General features: G+C 37.1%; 15 protein-coding genes. 10 read left to right on the plus strand and 5 right to left on the minus strand.

Annotation, left to right across the window (positions count from 1 at the left end; all coding sequences use genetic code 11):
* Position 1 precedes the first annotated feature (1 nt).
* From nrfD to G5B32_RS09125, 3 genes are read right to left on the minus strand one after another with little or no spacing between them, the layout of a single operon-like run.
* Complete coding sequence (gene nrfD, locus G5B32_RS09115; protein ID WP_165291235.1) at positions 2-1483, minus strand: NrfD/PsrC family molybdoenzyme membrane anchor subunit; 1482 nt, start codon at positions 1481-1483, stop codon at positions 2-4.
* Between the two features lie 29 nt (positions 1484-1512).
* Positions 1513-4527, minus strand: coding sequence for a TAT-variant-translocated molybdopterin oxidoreductase (locus G5B32_RS09120; protein WP_165291236.1), 3015 nt, complete (start codon positions 4525-4527; stop codon positions 1513-1515).
* A gap of 38 nt (positions 4528-4565) precedes the next feature.
* Positions 4566-5849, minus strand: a complete 1284-nt coding sequence (locus tag G5B32_RS09125) for a cytochrome c3 family protein (RefSeq protein ID WP_165291237.1) — start codon at positions 5847-5849, stop codon at positions 4566-4568.
* Positions 5850-6264: 415 nt separating this feature from the next.
* Between G5B32_RS09125 and G5B32_RS09130 the strand changes: the two genes are divergently transcribed.
* On the plus strand, positions 6265-6639 hold the full coding sequence (locus tag G5B32_RS09130; protein ID WP_223815260.1) for a methionine-R-sulfoxide reductase: 375 nt from the start codon (positions 6265-6267) through the stop codon (positions 6637-6639).
* A 1-nt stretch (position 6640) separates the two neighbouring features.
* On the opposite strand, the gene G5B32_RS09135 is transcribed toward G5B32_RS09130, so the two are convergent.
* Positions 6641-7627 carry a LacI family DNA-binding transcriptional regulator gene (locus G5B32_RS09135; protein ID WP_165291239.1) on the minus strand — a complete coding sequence of 329 codons (987 nt, stop codon included), beginning with the start codon at positions 7625-7627 and terminating at the stop codon, positions 6641-6643.
* A gap of 134 nt (positions 7628-7761) precedes the next feature.
* Here G5B32_RS09135 and G5B32_RS09140 point away from each other — a divergent pair, with 134 nt between their 5' ends.
* Positions 7762-10020, plus strand: a complete 2259-nt coding sequence (locus G5B32_RS09140; RefSeq protein ID WP_206366858.1) for a GH92 family glycosyl hydrolase — start codon at positions 7762-7764, stop codon at positions 10018-10020.
* A 69-nt stretch (positions 10021-10089) separates the two neighbouring features.
* On the plus strand, positions 10090-10410 hold the full coding sequence (locus G5B32_RS09145) for a DUF493 domain-containing protein (RefSeq protein WP_165291240.1): 321 nt from the start codon (positions 10090-10092) through the stop codon (positions 10408-10410).
* 53 nt (positions 10411-10463) lie between these two features.
* On the opposite strand, the gene G5B32_RS09150 is transcribed toward G5B32_RS09145, so the two are convergent.
* A complete protein-coding gene (locus G5B32_RS09150; protein ID WP_165291241.1) occupies positions 10464-11291 on the minus strand; it encodes a glycogen/starch synthase in 828 nt (275 codons plus the stop codon).
* Between the two features lie 145 nt (positions 11292-11436).
* Here G5B32_RS09150 and panC point away from each other — a divergent pair, with 145 nt between their 5' ends.
* From panC to G5B32_RS09185, 7 genes are all read left to right on the plus strand, one after another.
* Positions 11437-12288 (plus strand): pantoate--beta-alanine ligase, encoded by an 852-nt coding sequence (gene panC / locus G5B32_RS09155; RefSeq protein WP_165291242.1) that lies wholly within the window; start codon positions 11437-11439, stop codon positions 12286-12288.
* A gap of 39 nt (positions 12289-12327) precedes the next feature.
* On the plus strand, positions 12328-12678 hold the full coding sequence (gene panD / locus G5B32_RS09160) for an aspartate 1-decarboxylase (RefSeq protein ID WP_165291243.1): 351 nt from the start codon (positions 12328-12330) through the stop codon (positions 12676-12678).
* Positions 12679-12784: 106 nt separating this feature from the next.
* Positions 12785-13057 carry a hypothetical protein gene (locus G5B32_RS17325; RefSeq protein ID WP_240899036.1) on the plus strand — a complete coding sequence of 91 codons (273 nt, stop codon included), beginning with the start codon at positions 12785-12787 and terminating at the stop codon, positions 13055-13057.
* Positions 13058-13238: 181 nt separating this feature from the next.
* Complete coding sequence (locus G5B32_RS09170; RefSeq protein ID WP_240899037.1) at positions 13239-15467, plus strand: TonB-dependent receptor; 2229 nt, start codon at positions 13239-13241, stop codon at positions 15465-15467.
* A 10-nt stretch (positions 15468-15477) separates the two neighbouring features.
* A complete protein-coding gene (locus G5B32_RS09175; RefSeq protein ID WP_165291244.1) occupies positions 15478-15972 on the plus strand; it encodes a thioredoxin fold domain-containing protein in 495 nt (164 codons plus the stop codon).
* Between the two features lie 75 nt (positions 15973-16047).
* Positions 16048-16707 (plus strand): hypothetical protein, encoded by a 660-nt coding sequence (locus G5B32_RS09180; protein ID WP_165291245.1) that lies wholly within the window; start codon positions 16048-16050, stop codon positions 16705-16707.
* A gap of 59 nt (positions 16708-16766) precedes the next feature.
* Positions 16767-17357, plus strand: a complete 591-nt coding sequence (locus tag G5B32_RS09185; RefSeq protein WP_165291246.1) for an FKBP-type peptidyl-prolyl cis-trans isomerase — start codon at positions 16767-16769, stop codon at positions 17355-17357.
* Positions 17358-17363 lie beyond the last annotated feature (6 nt).

Genomic DNA, 17363 nt, shown 5'->3' on the forward strand with positions numbered 1-17363 from the left:
GTTATTTTTTACGTAATGCGTTAATGTCCTCTTGTGAAACTGAATCGTATTTTTCCAATGATCCTTTGAAGAATTCAACTTGATCCTCAGGGAAAGCACCTTCTTGTACCAATTTAGTTTTATGTTGTAAGCTAGAACTTTTCAATAATAACTTAACCTCTGCGATTGCGATACCTGGTAAGAAACGTAAGAACAATAAGAATAATACGAAGAATAAACCAATTGAACCTACAAAGATACCAACGTCAGTCCATGTTGGGTAGAACATTGCCCAAGATGATGGTAAGTAATCACGGTGTAATGAAGTTACGATAATTACGAAACGTTCGAACCACATACCAATGTTTACGATGATTGACAATACCCATGAAATAGGAATACTTGTACGAATCTTTTTGAACCAGAATAACTGAGGTGAGATTACGTTACATGTCATCATCGCCCAATAAGCCCAAGCGTAAGGACCAGCAACACGGTTTGCGAAAGCATACATCTCATATTCAGAACCTGAATACCACGCAATAAATAACTCAGTCAAATAAGCAACACCTACGATAGAACCTGTAGTCATGATGATTTTGTTCATAGACTCAATGTGGAACATCGTGATATAGTGCTCAAAATTCAATACTTTACGTAAGATTAATAATAATGTTTGTACCATCGCGAAGCCCGAGAAAATCGCACCTGCCACGAAATATGGAGGGAAGATTGTCGTGTGCCATCCTGGAATTACCGAAGTAGCAAAGTCCATAGATACGATAGTGTGTACCGAAAGTACAAGTGGAGTAGAAATACCAGCCAAAATCAAGGACACGATTTCAAAACGTTGCCATGTTTTTACTGAACCATTCCATCCGAAAGAGAAGATTGAATAGATTCTTCTTCTCAAACCAGTAGCACGGTCACGTACTGAAGCGATATCTGGTAATAAACCACAGTACCAGAATACTAATGATACCGTGAAGTATGTAGAGATCGCGAAAGCATCCCATACAAGTGGTGAGTTAAAGTTTACCCACAAAGAACCGAATTGGTTTGGAAGTGGGAAAATCCAATAAGCTAACCAAGGACGTCCCATGTGCGCTACAACGTACGTTGCGGCACAGATAACGGCGAAAATCGTCATCGCTTCCGCAGAACGGTTGATGGAGTTACGCCAGTTTTGACGGAATAATAATAATACGGCTGAGATAAGCGTACCGGCGTGACCGATACCTACCCACCATACGAAGTCGGTGATATCCCATGCCCAACCTACTGTTTTGTTTAGACCCCAAGCACCGATACCCGTCCAGAACGTGTATCCAACGCTAATAACCCATAAGCTAGCTCCTACACAGGCTACAATAAATCCAATCCACCAAGCTTTGTTGGGTTTATTTTCAACCGGTAGTAAGATATCATCCGTAATTTGTGCATACGTGATGTCCTTACCGGTCATTAATGGTTCTCTTAATATTGATTCGTTATGCGATGACATAGTTGTTTTATTTCAAATAAAGAATAAAATTATGCTTCAAATGTGTTTCTAACTTTAGTCATGTAACCGATATTCGGTTGAACATTGATCTCTTCTAACACATAGTAAACACGCTCGTTACGTAATGCTTTAGATACTTCTGAATTAGGATCATTTGCATCACCGAAGATAATAGCGTTTGCCGAACATGCCGCTTGACAAGCCATTTTCACATCTCCATCTACCAACTTACGGTTTTCCATTTTTGCTTTCAATTTACCAGCTTGAATACGTTGGATACACATTGAACATTTCTCCATTACCCCACGCGAACGTGTAGTAACATCTGGATTCAATACTAATTGTGTAAACTCGTTATTTAAGTAGTTATCAAAGCGCGAATCATTCCAGTAGTTGAACCAGTTGAAACGACGTACTTTGTATGGACAGTTGTTTGCACAGTAACGTGTACCGAAACATCTGTTGTAAGCCATGTGGTTAAGACCTTCTGAAGAGTGTACTGTCGCTAATACAGGACATACAGTCTCACAAGGAGCGTGGTCACAGTGTTGACACAACATTGGTTGGTAAACAACTGAAACATTTTCGAAATCTAAAGCATCAGCTTTAGCGATTTCTTTTTCTTTAGTATACGCATTTGATTCGTTATCCGCGATAGTGTAATAACGGTCAATACGTAACCAGTGCATTTCACGACGACGACGAACCTCGTCACGACCTACTACTGGGATATTGTTTTCAACATTACAAGCAACAATACATGAACCACAACCTGTACAAGCATTTAAATCAATAGCCATTACCCATTTGTGACCAGGGCTTTCGAATTTGTTCCACAAGTCATATGATTTGTGAGAATCTGCGAAACGACCTGACTCTGAGTGCGGATCTTTTTGATATTTAGCGAAAGTAGTTTCACGAATGATGTTACGACCTTCGATAGTGTGATGTGTTTGTGTTTGTGCTAATTCGTAAGATCCAGAAGCTTTAGATACTGACGCTTTAGCAGCGAATTGAATTGTACCGTTTATTAATGAAGCTAATGGATAAGCGTTTTGACCTACATTGTTACCCGCTTTACCTACTGCAGTACGACCGTAACCTACAGCGACAGAAACAGTTCCTAGTGCTTGACCTGGTTGTAATACAATTGGCAATTCGATTGATTTACCATTTGCTTCTACAGTTACTTTACTATTTTCACCAAGACCTAATTGCTCAGCAAATTTAGGGTTGATAGCTGCAAAGTTGTCCCAAGTTACTTTAGTTACTGGATCAGGCAACTCTTGTAAGTATGCGTTGTTCGCATAGCGACCGTCGCGCAATACTGGAGATTCGTATAATTTCAATTCTACGTCGCCAGCTACTTTTTTCGCATCAGCAACGATAGCTGAAGCTACAGAAGCTACATCAACATTAGCTGAATAAGCTGAGCCAGCAGTAGTACCTTTATATATAAAACCAGCTTGTAATACTTCTTTCCAAGATTTACCAGTACCAGCTAAGATATTAGCTTCCCAATTTTGTTTTACGAAATCATAGATGTTCGTAGTCTCGCCAGCCCATACTAAGAAACTTTGCTCAGCTTGACGCGTGTTGTAAATTGGGTTGATAGTAGGTTGAACAATTGTAAACAACCCTTCTTTAGCTGAAGCATCACCCCAAGACTCTAAGTAGTTAGGAACTGGTGCGATGGCTTTCAATAATGAAGCTGTCTCATCAGCGCGATCAGCGAATGATAATGTAAAGTCAACTTTAGAAATAGCCGCTTTTACATCCTCAGCGTTGAAGTAATTGTAAACAGGGTTGCTATTCAAGAATAATGCTACACCTACTTGACCAGCTTTAGCAGCAGTTAAGAATTGTTGGAAAGCAGCATCAGAACCTTGATATTGTTTTGAATAATTATCTAAGTCGATGATAACACCGTAAGCACCTAATTGTGTGTTGATAGCATTTACTAATGATTGAATGTTGATATCATTAGCACCAGCTACTACTACAGCAGCACCCTTAGCAGCTACTAATTCTTTAGCTACTAATTTAATTGCTGTTTGTGCTTTTGCGTTTGTAGTACCACCAGCTAAAGATTGACCTGTAATTTCATTGTACAATGAAATCAACACAGCTCCTTCTTCAGAAGGTTTGATAGCGATACGTACATCGGCATTTGAACCAGTCATGGAAAGACCAGACTCAAATTGGATATGACGTGACATTTTACCATTTTTCAATGATTTGTAGTCACGGTTTTTGATATAATCTTGTGAATGCTCTTCACCCGACAACCAAGAACCTAAGAAATCCGCAGCTACTGAAACAACTAATTGAGCGTTTCCGAAATTGTAAGAAGGAATAACAGCCTTGCCAAATGAATTTTTGTTTGCTTCAATAATACCACTGTAAGAAACAGCATCTACTTGTACTAAAGTAGCAGTCGGATATTTAGCTGTTAACTTCGCGATAGAAGCTAAAGTTGATGGAGAATTAACCGTCGTCGAAACGATAGCGATCTGCTTACCAGCTTGAGCAGCTTTGTTTAAAGCAGCGATTACCGTGCTATCTAATTTAGACCATTCTACATCTTTACCGTCTAATTGAGGATTCTGTAATTTAGACATATCGTATAGATCCAATACAGAAGCTACAGTTGTAGCGTCCGAACCTTGGTTCAATCCGATACCGTTAGGGTTAGGCTCGATGAAGATTGGACGACCTTCGCGAGTTTTTACTAAAATACTTTGTCCATTGAATGATGAAGCGTAGTAGTTAGGAATACCAGGAGTAACCTCTTCTGGCTTAATTACATAAGGAACAGCTTTGTGAACCGGCGTACGGTTACACGCTGCCAATGTAACAGCTCCCAAACCAAAACCTAAAGCCTTCAAGAAATCACGACGAGGTGTTCTTGTACTTAAGCCTGCTTCGTTTAATACATCTTCTACAGGAATAGGCTCAGCAAACTCACTCTTGCTATTCTCTACGAAAGCAGGAGTTTGATTTAACTCTTCTAAACCTTTCCAATATTTTTTATTGCTATCCATTTAAGCTGTATATAAGATTGCGTTTTCCTAATTAATTATTAATAGTGACACTTACCACACTCTAATCCACCGATCATTGCAGCAGTCATCTTCTCTCCTTTTTTCAACTTCTCGTGCGCAGCGATCAACTGATCGTAATATTTGTTATCAGCATTAACTTCTGTGTTTTTGTGACACTCCACACACCATTTCATTGTCAATGGAGAATATTGATATACTTCTTCCATAGTCTCGATAGGACCGTGACAAGTTTGACATTCAACACCAGCCACACTAACGTGTTGTGAGTGATTGAAATATGCGAAATCAGGTAAGTTGTGAATTCTAACCCACTCAATAGGACGAGGGTTATTACCATACGTACGAGTTTCTGGATCCCAGTCCACTGCACGATAGATTTTTTGAATCTCTGGAGAAGTCTCACCATCATAGTGATCCGCAGCAGTAATCGTATTGTGACAGTTCATACATACGTTAGCAGAAGGAATAGAAGCATTCTTAGATTTGAATGCACCACCGTGACAGTATTGACATTCGATTTGGTTAACACCAGCGTGGATTTGGTGAGAGAATTTAATAGGTTGAACTGGCTTGTAACCCGTATGCACACCTACATTCCACATCGTTTGCCAGCCTAATACAGCCAATAAACCTACAACCATCAAAGCAGTGAAACCAACTAGCTTTTTGTTTTTCAAGAATTTCTGTGCAAATTTTACTTTACCAGACTCTTCGTAAGCTTCGTTGCGTGCTTTAGCAGCTTCGATAGCAGCAGCATTGTTAGCAATAACTTTTTCTAAAGTTTTGATAACACGACTCAAAATAATGATCACTCCTATTGCCAACACCAATACAGCAGCAATACCCAAGATCATTAAATTGTTTGCATCTGAACTAGCAGCAGCACCAGCCGCAGCAGCACCACCTTTATTAGGATCGTTTGCTTTAGCTTCTTCCTCTTTTACGTAAGCAATAATTCCTTTGATTTGATCATCAGAAAATTGTGTAAAAGCAGGCATCGCTACTTTATTATACTCTTCATAAATTTGATTAGCTACAGGATCACCAGAAGCGATCAACGCTGCTGAATTCTTAATCCACTTCACCAACCATTCTTCAGAGTGTCTCTCAGACATACCCGCTAATGCAGGACCTGTCATTTTTCTGTCCACTTTGTGACAAGCAGTACAGTTCGCCTTAAATAACGCTGCCCCTTCCTTAGCATCCTGCGCATTTGACGACATCGTAACAGCAAATAACAATACCAAACTAACTGATATTGACTTCGCAAATCTTCCCAATACGGATGAGATATTTCTCATATTTAGCACTTTATACTATTTATTTATGAATATAAAAATTACTTTATCCACTGCATGAAGGGTCCTCACCCATCAAACAATGCACAAAAGTAGGACTTTATAAGCAATCCCTGACAATTTAATGACTCAAATTGTCAATTTAAAATCATTCTAAATAAGTTGCTTTTCTTTGTATAATTAACTTTAAAAGCCATTATACAGCTACTTATAACATCTTTGGTTAGTACATGAATAAAGAAATATCAAGAGAAACATTTTTTTATTTCATTTGTCATTTATTATACAGTAAAATACACATATTTTCACAGTTATGCATCGTTTTTTTTCAATTATAATAATAGGTCTGGTAATGTTAATTGCATTATCTTGTCAACAGCAAAAGAAACATATTGTGAAATCAACAAAAACAGAAACTATGGATACGAGTAATTTTAACAAATTGACCCCCGAAGAAGAATACATCATCGTTCACAAAGGAACAGAAATGCCCTTCACAGGAGAATTATTGGATAACAAAGAAAAAGGAACATATATATGTAGAAGATGTAATGCTCCATTGTATAAATCAGAAGACAAATTTGAATCCCACTGCGGATGGCCAAGTTTCGATGATGAAATCCCTGGAGCAGTAAAAAGAGAAAGAGATGCGGACGGTAGACGTGTAGAGATCTTATGCAATACCTGCGGCGCACACCTAGGTCATGTTTTTGAAGGCGAAGGATTCACTGCTAAAAACACACGTCATTGTGTCAATTCTATCTCGATGAAATTCGTTCCTGCAGAAAAATAGTTTAGCGCGCAATCAGATTACATGGAATCACGACTTTTTCGATCTTATCAAGTTTGCCATGAATTTGATTCACCAAAATACGAACAACCTCTTGTGCTATTTCTTGGATATTCTGAGAAATAGCCGAAACAGGAGGATTCACAAGACCAAATGTAGTATTTTCATCAAATGAAATTAACTTATCTACCTCTAGCTGATATTGTTTTATAGCCTTCAATCCATTAATAGCCAAATAGTTGGTCGCAAACAGCACTGCATCCAATTTATTATCCGAAATAAAATCTTTCAACTGTGAAACCACTTCTTCTTCAGTTTGCGCAGGATTGATTTTCTTCACCAATAAATCCATACCCACATTATCTACCGCTTTCATATAGCCTTCCAGACGACCTTTCATTTGTGATTGGATACTATTAGTAGTCACGAAGCCTATACGCTTTGCATTTTTTTGCTCTAATAAAAACATTGTGCCCTGATAAGCGCCTTCCACATTTTCAGAAATAACTGTATGCGTATCTACATCAGCGAGCGGTCTATCAAACAACACGACAGGAACCGAGCTCTTCAAAAGATTATTAATAACATCGCTTAATCCTTCTGTAGGCGCAATAATGAAACCATCAATTTGGCGATCGTAAAACAGCTGAATCAATTCTTTGGCACGCTGCTCATCATTTTTCATACTACAGTATATTATATGATAACCATGGTCATAAGCCAGCTTCTCAATACGGTCTGCAATATTCGCGAAGAATGGGTTCGAAATATCCTCTACCAAAAGTCCAATACTTTTGGATTTCCCTGTACGAAGACTTTTAGCAAGTTGATTGGGTTTGTAATCGACTTTCTTGACATAATCCAACACTCTCTTGGCTAATGCGTCACTAATGCGCTTCTCCTTGGCCTTGCCATTTAAAATAAAAGAAACGGTTGTCACCGAAACCCCAAGATTGTTAGCTATATCACTAATAGAAAGCCTTTTCTTCATATTTTTAATAATTGAAAATTTAGATTCTTCTAATCTAATGAATTCTTACAAATTTTCTGAAATAAAATCATGATATATTTGCTAAAAGGTTTTATCTTGCAGCGTATTTTGTAAACTCTAAATTAAAACCCATCATGAGAAAGATATTTAGCACGGCTTTAGCTGTATTAGTATCCATTTCTTTCACTTCGATTTCATTTGCACAGAAGACAGATTACACCCAATTTGTCAATCCTTATATTGGTTCTGCTGATCATGGACATGTTTTTGTGGGCGCAAATGTGCCAAATGGTGCCGTACAATTGGGACCTAGTCAAATCTCACAAACATGGGATAAATTCAATGGTTGGGATTGGTGTAGCGGCTACAACTATAAGAGCGAGGAAATTTTAGGTTTTACGCATACGCACCTTAGCGGTACTGGTATCGGGGATTTAAATGATATATTAATTCTTCCAGCTAATGGCAAAACGCATATAAGACAAGCACCATTCAATAAAATGAATGAGGGTTACGGTTCAAAAATAAGTAAAGCCAACGAAACCGTGTCTCCAGGATATTATAAAGTGCTGCTAGAAGATTATGACATCCTTGCCGAAATGACCGCATCTGAGCGCGTAGGCTATCACAAATACACTTTTAACAAAAAAGACAATCCCCATATTCTAATTGATTTGGGCTTTAAAATGAATTGGGATAGTCCTACGGACACCTATATAAAGGTGGTAAATGATTCTACAATCGTAGGATATCGTTTCTCCACAGGCTGGGCGAATGACCAAAAAGTTTATTTTGCTATCCAATCAAATACAAAATTCAAAAGAGTAGAACTCTATAACGATAGCATCCCTGCTGCTGATTACCATATTGCAAAAAGCACAGCTACAAAAGCTATTATATCTATCGATCCAACCAAAGCTGTAGAACTGAAAGTGGGTATTTCTCCAGTAAGTACAGTTAATGCTTTAGAAAATATTAAAGCAGAGATTCCGTATTGGAATTTTGAACAAGCGAGAAAATGGGCTGTGGCAAAATGGAATAATGTCTTAAGCAAAATTGATTTCAAAGCAGACGAAAACACCAAAACGATATTCTACACCGCATTGTATCATTCCTACTTCGCCCCTACAATCTTCAGCGATGTAAATGGCGATTATATGGGCACAGATAAACAAGTATATAACGACAAAAATCATCAAAACTACACCGTATTCTCTTTGTGGGACACGTATCGTGCTTTACATCCACTGATGACCATCCTTGAAGGCCAAAAGAATAAAGATTTCGTTAGTTCGATGCTAAAAATTTACCAACAACAAGGCAAACTTCCAGTATGGCATCTTTGGGCAAACGAAACCAATACTATGGTAGGTCTTCCCGCAATTCCTATCATTGCAGACGCTATTCTGAAAGGAATAATAGATCCTTCCGAAATTGAGCTAGCTTATGAAGCCATTAAAACCACAGCAATGGGCAGTGGACACGGTTTGGAATATGTTCGAGACCTTAAATATATTCCTATCGAACATATGCAAAATGAATCTGTAGCTTGGGCATTGGAATATGCTATCGCTGATTTTGGAGCATATCAAGCAGCTAAGCATTTGGGCAAAGTAGAAGATGCTGAATATTTTCACAAACGCTTTAAACTTTATGAGCAATATTTTGATAAAGAAGTCGGACATTTTGTGGGTCGTCATGCTGACGGAAAATTCAGAAGACCATTTGACCCACTGATGGCGAAACATCGTGAAAATGATTATTGTGAAGGTAATGCTTGGCAATATACTTGGCTCGTACCACAAGACGTACACGGTTTAATAAACCTCTTTGGAGGAGAAAAAGCCTTTTTGAATAAATTGGATGAATTCACTGCTTTGCCCGAACAATTGGACGATGCGTCTCCTGATATTTCAGGAATGATAGGACAATATGCACAAGGCAATGAACCAAATCATCACGTACCTTATTTGTATGCTTATGCAGGGGAACAATGGAAAGGTGCTGCATTGGTACACAAGGCAATGACCAAATATTACACAAATGAGCCTGCTGGTCTTTGTGGCAACGATGATGTAGGACAGATGAGTGCGTGGTATGTATTTTCTTCTATGGGAATATATCCAGCAAATCCAATGAATGGAAAATATGTTTTTGGCTCTCCTTTGATGGAAGAAGCCAGCATTAATTTACCAAGTGGCAAAACTTTCCACATCCAAGTGAAAAATCACGGTACAAAGAATATCTATATTAATAAGGTATCCTTAAATGGGAAGAAGTATGAGAACAGCTACATTACACATAACGATATTTTAAAGGGTGGAGAACTTATCTTTGAGATGTCTGCCACACCCAATAAAAAGTTTGGAGCAAACAAGACATTTCGTCCTTAATTACTGACAGAATAGCAACGGCACGTAAATTGACTATATCCAGAAACAAGTTATAGAAAGGATTTAATAATGAGTGACTTCAACAACATCAGCATCAATGACATCAACGACAACAATGGTGCTGATTTTTATAATAACTTTAGACAAAAATTGATGGATATTGAGCAATTTCCATCAATATATACATTCAAATTTATTATTCCTGCTGATGTGGATAAAAGAGAGCAAGTAGAAAAAATATTTGAGCATCCTAGTACGAAAATTTCTTCTAAAGACTCGAAAACAGGAAAATATAATTCCTTAACAGTCGAAACCTTTGTGCAATCAGCGGATGAAGTAATTGATTACTACAAAAAAGTATCTACTATAGAAAAAGTCATTATGCTATAAGACAAAAAAGGCTTTCCGATTGGAAAGCCTTTTTTGTCTTATACGTAGAAATATTAAGCTTCTACTTCTTCAGAAGCGAACTCTTCGTACAATGTTGAATATCCTTCATAATCATCTATAGACTCTGGCGTGAACACGCGAATATTTTGCTCTTCAACAAATTTCAACACGTCCGCATTCAAGTTATCATCTGCTTTCACAACGATATCCGTGTAAGTCAAGGCACCTTTGTATACGTCAGCATAACTGCCTGAACCATATACAGCCGCATCCTCAGCACCTACATCTTCTTGAGCTGCCATTTCACCATATTTTGATGTCAATGTATCTGCTCCGAAATCATTATCTTCATTGAATAATGAATAGAACACTTTAACATCTTTGAAAGTAGGATCATCTTGATATACTTTTTTCAAGTACAAAGGAATCATAGCTGTGAACCAGCCGTGACAGTGCACTACATCCGGAGACCATCCTAATTTTTTAACAGTCTCTAGCGCTCCTTTACAGAAGAACAACGAACGTTCGTTGTTATCTTCAAAGAATTTTCCATTTTCATCTCTGAACACCTTTTTGCGTTGGAAGTATTCCTCATTATCTAAGAAATACACCTGCATACGAGCTGCTGGCAATGATGCTACTTTAATGATCAATGGATTATCGTTATTATCCACCACTATATTCATTCCCGACAACCTTATCACCTCGTGTAGACGATTTCTGCGCTCATTAATGTTACCAAAACGTGGCATAAGAATTCTAATTTCGAATCCTTTTTCTTGCATCGCTTGAGGTAACTGGCGTGTTATTTCAGAAATTTTACTTATTTCAAGGAAAGGCGACATCTCGTGGGTAATAAACAATATTTTCGTTTTAGCCATCTCCAATTGTTTTTTTATTATTTGAACAGTAAAATCGGTGTACAAAGATACGAATAATAAACAAATTTTACAATTCTTTGCGATTTATAGCTTTCTAATTACAAATTTATTATGCAATTTTGACCCCTATTTTACCCATATCGATATGGAAATTTTCAACACCCAAAATTCGCTTCGCACCTACCTTGAAACTCCACGTGCGCAGCACCAAAAAATAGCTTTAGTACCTACTATGGGTGCATTACACGAAGGACATATGTCCCTTATTTCAGAAGCTAAAAAACACGCAGATATAGTCGTGTGTAGTATCTTTGTCAACCCTACACAATTCAACGATCCAAAGGATTTAGAAAAGTATCCTCGCCCTATAGAAAATGACATTAAACTGTTAGAAGCTCAGGGTTGTGACATTCTTTTTATTCCCTCTGTAGAAGAAATGTATCCTGATGCCGAAGAACAATGGCAAATTGATTTGGGTCGATTAGATCAAATCTGGGAAGGCGCACAACGTCCAGGTCACTTCCAAGGGGTAACCCAAATCGTGTATAAATTATTCAATTTGGTGAACCCTGATGTAGCTTGTTTTGGACAAAAAGATTTCCAACAGGTGATGGTTATTCAGCGCATGATTGAAATCAAAAATCTAGATATTCAATTAATTATCTGTCCTATTATACGAAGTAAAAATGGATTGGCTTTGAGTTCTAGAAATGCAAGGCTTTCCGAAGCGGGCAAAGAAAAAGCTTTAATCCTTTCCCACACCCTACAAGCCGTTAAAAAAGGCTTTAACGAAAACGTTGCTATCCCAGAATTGCAGCACATAGCGGAACAAATGATTACAGAAGAAGGTGAAGTAGAACTGGAATATTTTGCTATTAGTGAAACACGCACGCTTGAAAGAGTAGAAACTGTTGAAGCAGACAAACAATATATTGCTCATATAGTCGCTTGGATTGAAGGCGTTAGGTTAATAGATAATATGCTTTTGAACGATTAATGACATTTAGATTTTAAATATAAAGCGTAACTTTGCAGCATGATGATTGAAGTAATGAAGTCCAAAATTCACCGCGCACGTGTCACACAAGCCGAGTTGAATTACGTTGGAAGTATTACCATCGATGAAGATTTGATGGATGAAGCAGATATAATTGCGAACGAGAAGGTACAAATCGTAAATAATAATAACGGTGCAAGGTTAGAAACTTACGTCATTCCTGGAAAACGTGGCACAGGAACTATATGCCTTAATGGAGCTGCAGCAAGATTGGTACAAGTAGGTGATATTGTGATTATCATTTCTTATGCTTTGATGGACAGAGAAGAAGCGAAAGCCCACAAACCAAGATTAGTGTTTCCAGACGACAACAATAGATTGACAAAATAATATGTAATACTATTTTGTGATAAATACTATTTCTACATATCGCAGACTCATCGCCTCACTATTGACGTGTTGGATGACGTTAATTGTGATTAGTGGAATAGTATTTATGCACAAAGAGGTAACATCCAAAGGTGAAATAATTACCCACATTCACCCGTACGATTTTACCAAGAACCAAAAACATCATCACAAAAACGATGCGGAGATTCGCTTTTTGGATGTACTCTATCAAGGAACGTTTATTGAAAGTGAATTCACTATTTTCGAAGTTCCCGTCTTCAATGAATTTTCTATTCCCTTTGATATAGTTTACAACCGTGCTACAAAGGCTGTAACAATATTTCATTCTTACCTACGAGGACCTCCCTCACTTGTTTAATGATACCCCAAACATTTTGCAACGCTTTAGCCTTGTGAAATAATGATTTCTTCTAAAAAACACAATAAAATTGATTTGACAGCAACATGTAATGGAGCTGGCTATATGTATTTATATATAGTCCTTTCCAATTTATTTGTAGTCATTTCATACCAACTAATCATTAACAAGAAACTTATATATGTTACAACTTATAAAAAGCTGTATGCTGACTGCTGTATTTGTTAGCTTTGCTTTCGTACTTCATGCACAAAATTTACTTAAAGGAACGATAAAAGATTCTCATGGGAATCCCATAGATAATGCTACTGTATTCGTTGATGGCACGAAATTGGCGATTTCAACAAATTCTGAAGGACAATTTTCTATTCAAATCCCTGACGGAAAAACAAAAATCACTGTTCGCGCTGTAGGCTTTTTGACAGCCAAAAAAGATCTTGCTGCAACTGAATATCAAAATGGATTTGAAATTGTATTGGACACGGACAACCGCAACCTCGAAGAAGTCGTGGTCTCTGGAACGTTGAAACAAGTATCAAAATTGGATAGCCCGATTCCAGTAGAAGTTTTTACTGCCAAATTTTTCCAAGCAAACCCTGCACCTACTATTTTTGAGTCGCTTCAAAACATAAACGGTGTACGTCCGCAAATTAACTGTAGCGTATGTAACACAGGTGATATCCATATAAATGGTTTAGAAGGTCCATACACCATGGTGATGATTGATGGTCTACCAATCGTCTCAGGATTATCAACAGTGTACGGTTTAAATGGTATTCCACAGGCTTTAATCGAACGTGTTGAAATCGTAAAAGGACCTGCCTCTACGCTTTATGGAAGTGAAGCTGTAGGAGGATTAATCAATATCATTACCAAAAGTCCAAATAACGCACCACGACTAAATGTAGAAGCATTTGGGACTTCTTGGCAAGAATACAACTTAGACTTAGGTGGCAAATTTGAGGTAGGTTCTGCGCAGTCTCTGGTCGGAGCTAATTACTTCAATTATGCTAATCCTATTGATAATAATGGGGATAACTTTACCGATGTAACTCTACAGAATAGACTTTCTGTTTTCAATAAATGGAATTTTGACCGTAAAGACAATAAGCTCTTCACCTTAGCTGGACGCTACGTGTACGAAGACCGTTGGGGTGGTGAGATGAATTGGGCGAGGAAATACCGTGGTGGAAACGATGTTTATGGCGAAAGTATTTATACCAAACGTTGGGAGTTGATGGGTGCTTACGATTTACCTACCACAGAAAATTTGACTTTCACTTTTAGCGTAAACGGTCACAATCAAAATAGCGTATATGGCGAAACAAAATATTTGGCGGATCAAAAAATTGCATTCGGACAGTTAACCTGGCGAAAAGAACTAGGAAACCATGATTTGTTGACAGGTTTAGCTTATCGTTATACGTATTATAATGACAATACTCCAGCTACCATCAATTCTTCAAAAACTCACCTTCCAGGATTTTTTGTGCAAGATGAAATTACATTACATCCGCAGCACAAATTATTACTTGGAGCCCGTTATGATTACAATTCTGTCCATGGGAGTATCGTTTCTCCTCGTGTAAATTATAAATGGAATTCATTGGACAAAACCCAAGTTTTACGTGTAGGAATTGGTAATGGGTACCGTGTAGCTAATGTATTCACAGAAGATCACGCCGCCTTAACAGGATCACGTGATGTGACTTTTGAAGAAGATTTAAAACCAGAAACCTCTTGGAATGGTAACGTAAACTACATTAAGAAATTTTATATGGATGGAGGTTCTGTTTTTGCAATTGACGCGAGCGCTTTCTACACTTATTTCGATAATAAGATTATTCCTGACTACGAATCAGATGTAAACAAAATTATATATTCTAATCTGGACGGACACGCTGTTTCGAAAGGCTTATCCCTCAATTTGGATTGGGCGCATACCAGTGGACTGAAAGCGATGATTGGAGCTACTGTCATGGACGTGTACAGTGTAGAAAACGATGTAAAAGAATGGCAGATGTTGACCGAAAAGGTAATGGGAACTTGGACGATTGGGTATACTGTAAAACCTTTGGGCGTTAACATTGATTACACAGGAAATCTAATTGGGCCAATGCGTTTACCTGTCCTAGGTGAAAATGATACCCGTCCAGACAAATCAAAAGCATGGAGTATTCAGAATATTCAATTAACCAAAAAATTCCACAACGGTTTGGAAATATTTGGAGGGGTTAAAAACTTCTTAAACTGGACTCCTACCAAAGGCGGCATTGAAATTATCTCCAGAGCTCACGACCCTTTTGAAAGAATTGACGATCCTAACTTATTACCATTTGATCCTAGTTATGTTTACGGTCCAAACCAAGGAGCTCGTGGATTTTTAGGTTTACGATATAATCTAATGTAAAACCGTTAGTATGGAAGCAAGATATGTAATTCAGTTTCTGTTAATAATGATTGGAATTTGTGCAGGGCTAAATAGTTCTGCACAAATTAATCCGCATAAAATTGAGCAGGTAGATAGTTTGATGGCGCAAAAGCCAAAACCTTTGCTTATCCTTTTGTCCACGGATTGGTGCCAGTACTGCGCCCTTCAGAAAAACCAGCTTCAAAAAAACGAATATTTCCACAACCATAAAGACGAATTTTACTTTATCGAATTTGATGCAGAACGAAAAGATCCAATAGACTTTATGGGAAAAACATATCACTTTAGACCCAAGGGAATAAACACTGGAATACATGAACTCGTAACGATCTTTACTGGTAATCAAAGTTTATCCTATCCATTCTGGATACTTTTAGATGAAAATTTTAAACCTGTGTTCCGACATAATGGAATATTGAACAATAAACAAATCAATGAATTAATACTGGCAATAAGTAAGTCTTTAACAAAGAATTCGTATTAAGAGAAATATTTTGATTTCTTTGTAGCAAAATGCGATTTTGATCGTTACATACCTATAAACTATTTTAATATTCTTATGAAAAAATTATTTGGCTTACTTGCTGCAGTAGCATTCTTGACTACGACTTTTACCTCATGTAATAAATCTGACGATTTTGATTATGATGATTACAACAGGAGACAAGAAAAAGCAATTGATTCACTTCTAACCGATGAGAAGCTAAAAATTGAAGATTATGTAGAAGCTAATTTTACAAATCCAATAGAAGACACGGTTACTATTAAATATTCCTACATAGACAAAAAAACGGCTAAAAGAGGTATTTGGTATGAAATATTATCACAGCCTACAGACAATTCTTATGAATATAAATCGAATGGAACAAATTACCAGAATTTAGTTCCTCCTACTTTCAAGGCTAAATTCACAGCTAAATTATTAAATGGTACTGTAGTACAGTCTGACACTCAGGGTGGTCAATACTCTTTCGCTGGCTCTAGTAACAATACATTTAACAATGCTTGGTATTTTGCATTCTTCCCTTATGCTGTAAAATTTAACAACATAGATGTTAAAATTCTTAATATGGGTGGTTTAACAAAAGATGGACTTAAAAAAGGTAGTAAAATAAGAATGATAACACCTTCTCTTTGGGCATTTGGTGCGAATAAAGTAGGTGATATCCCTGCTAATTCACCTTTAGTGTACGAATTTGAAGTTTTGGAAATACAATAAAATGTCAATAAAAAAGAGATAAAATTAATTTTTTGTCTCTTTTTTATTAATTTAGATTCATGAATTTTTTAAGACCAATTTTATACCTTATTATCATCTCGTTCTCCTTCTTATCTTGTGCTAAGGAAGAGATATTTGACCCTATTGCCCAATTCGAAACGGAGAAACCACTTATCAAATCATATGCAAATACAAATTTCCCGAATATGGTATATGCGGGTGATGAAACAGGAATGTGGTATGAAGTGGTGAATCCCGGTACTGATGGAAGTTATGTATACAAAGTGGTAGATACCTTAAATTATTACGGGCAAATGGTGAAAGCATTAAGAATGCCTGCTGTAACTGTTAAATATACTGGTAAATTAATATCAGATAATTCAACTTTTGACTCTAATCAAACTGATGCAGGTTTTACCAGTAAATTGAGTGGACTAATTTCAGCTTGGCAAATTGCATTTATTCCTAAAAGTATAGGTTCTTCTGAATTTGGAGGTCTTACTTCTACGGGATTACAAAAAGGCAGTAAAATAAGAATAGTAACTCCTTCTTATTATGCATATGGAAATAGAGATATGGGTAAGATTCCGCCAAATTCTCCTTTATTTTTTGAAATAGAAGTCATAGACATAAAAGATGTTGTTCAATAAACAAAA

Source organism: Sphingobacterium sp. SGL-16 (assembly GCF_011043515.1).
Classification (GTDB): Bacteria; Bacteroidota; Bacteroidia; order Sphingobacteriales; family Sphingobacteriaceae; genus Sphingobacterium; species Sphingobacterium litopenaei.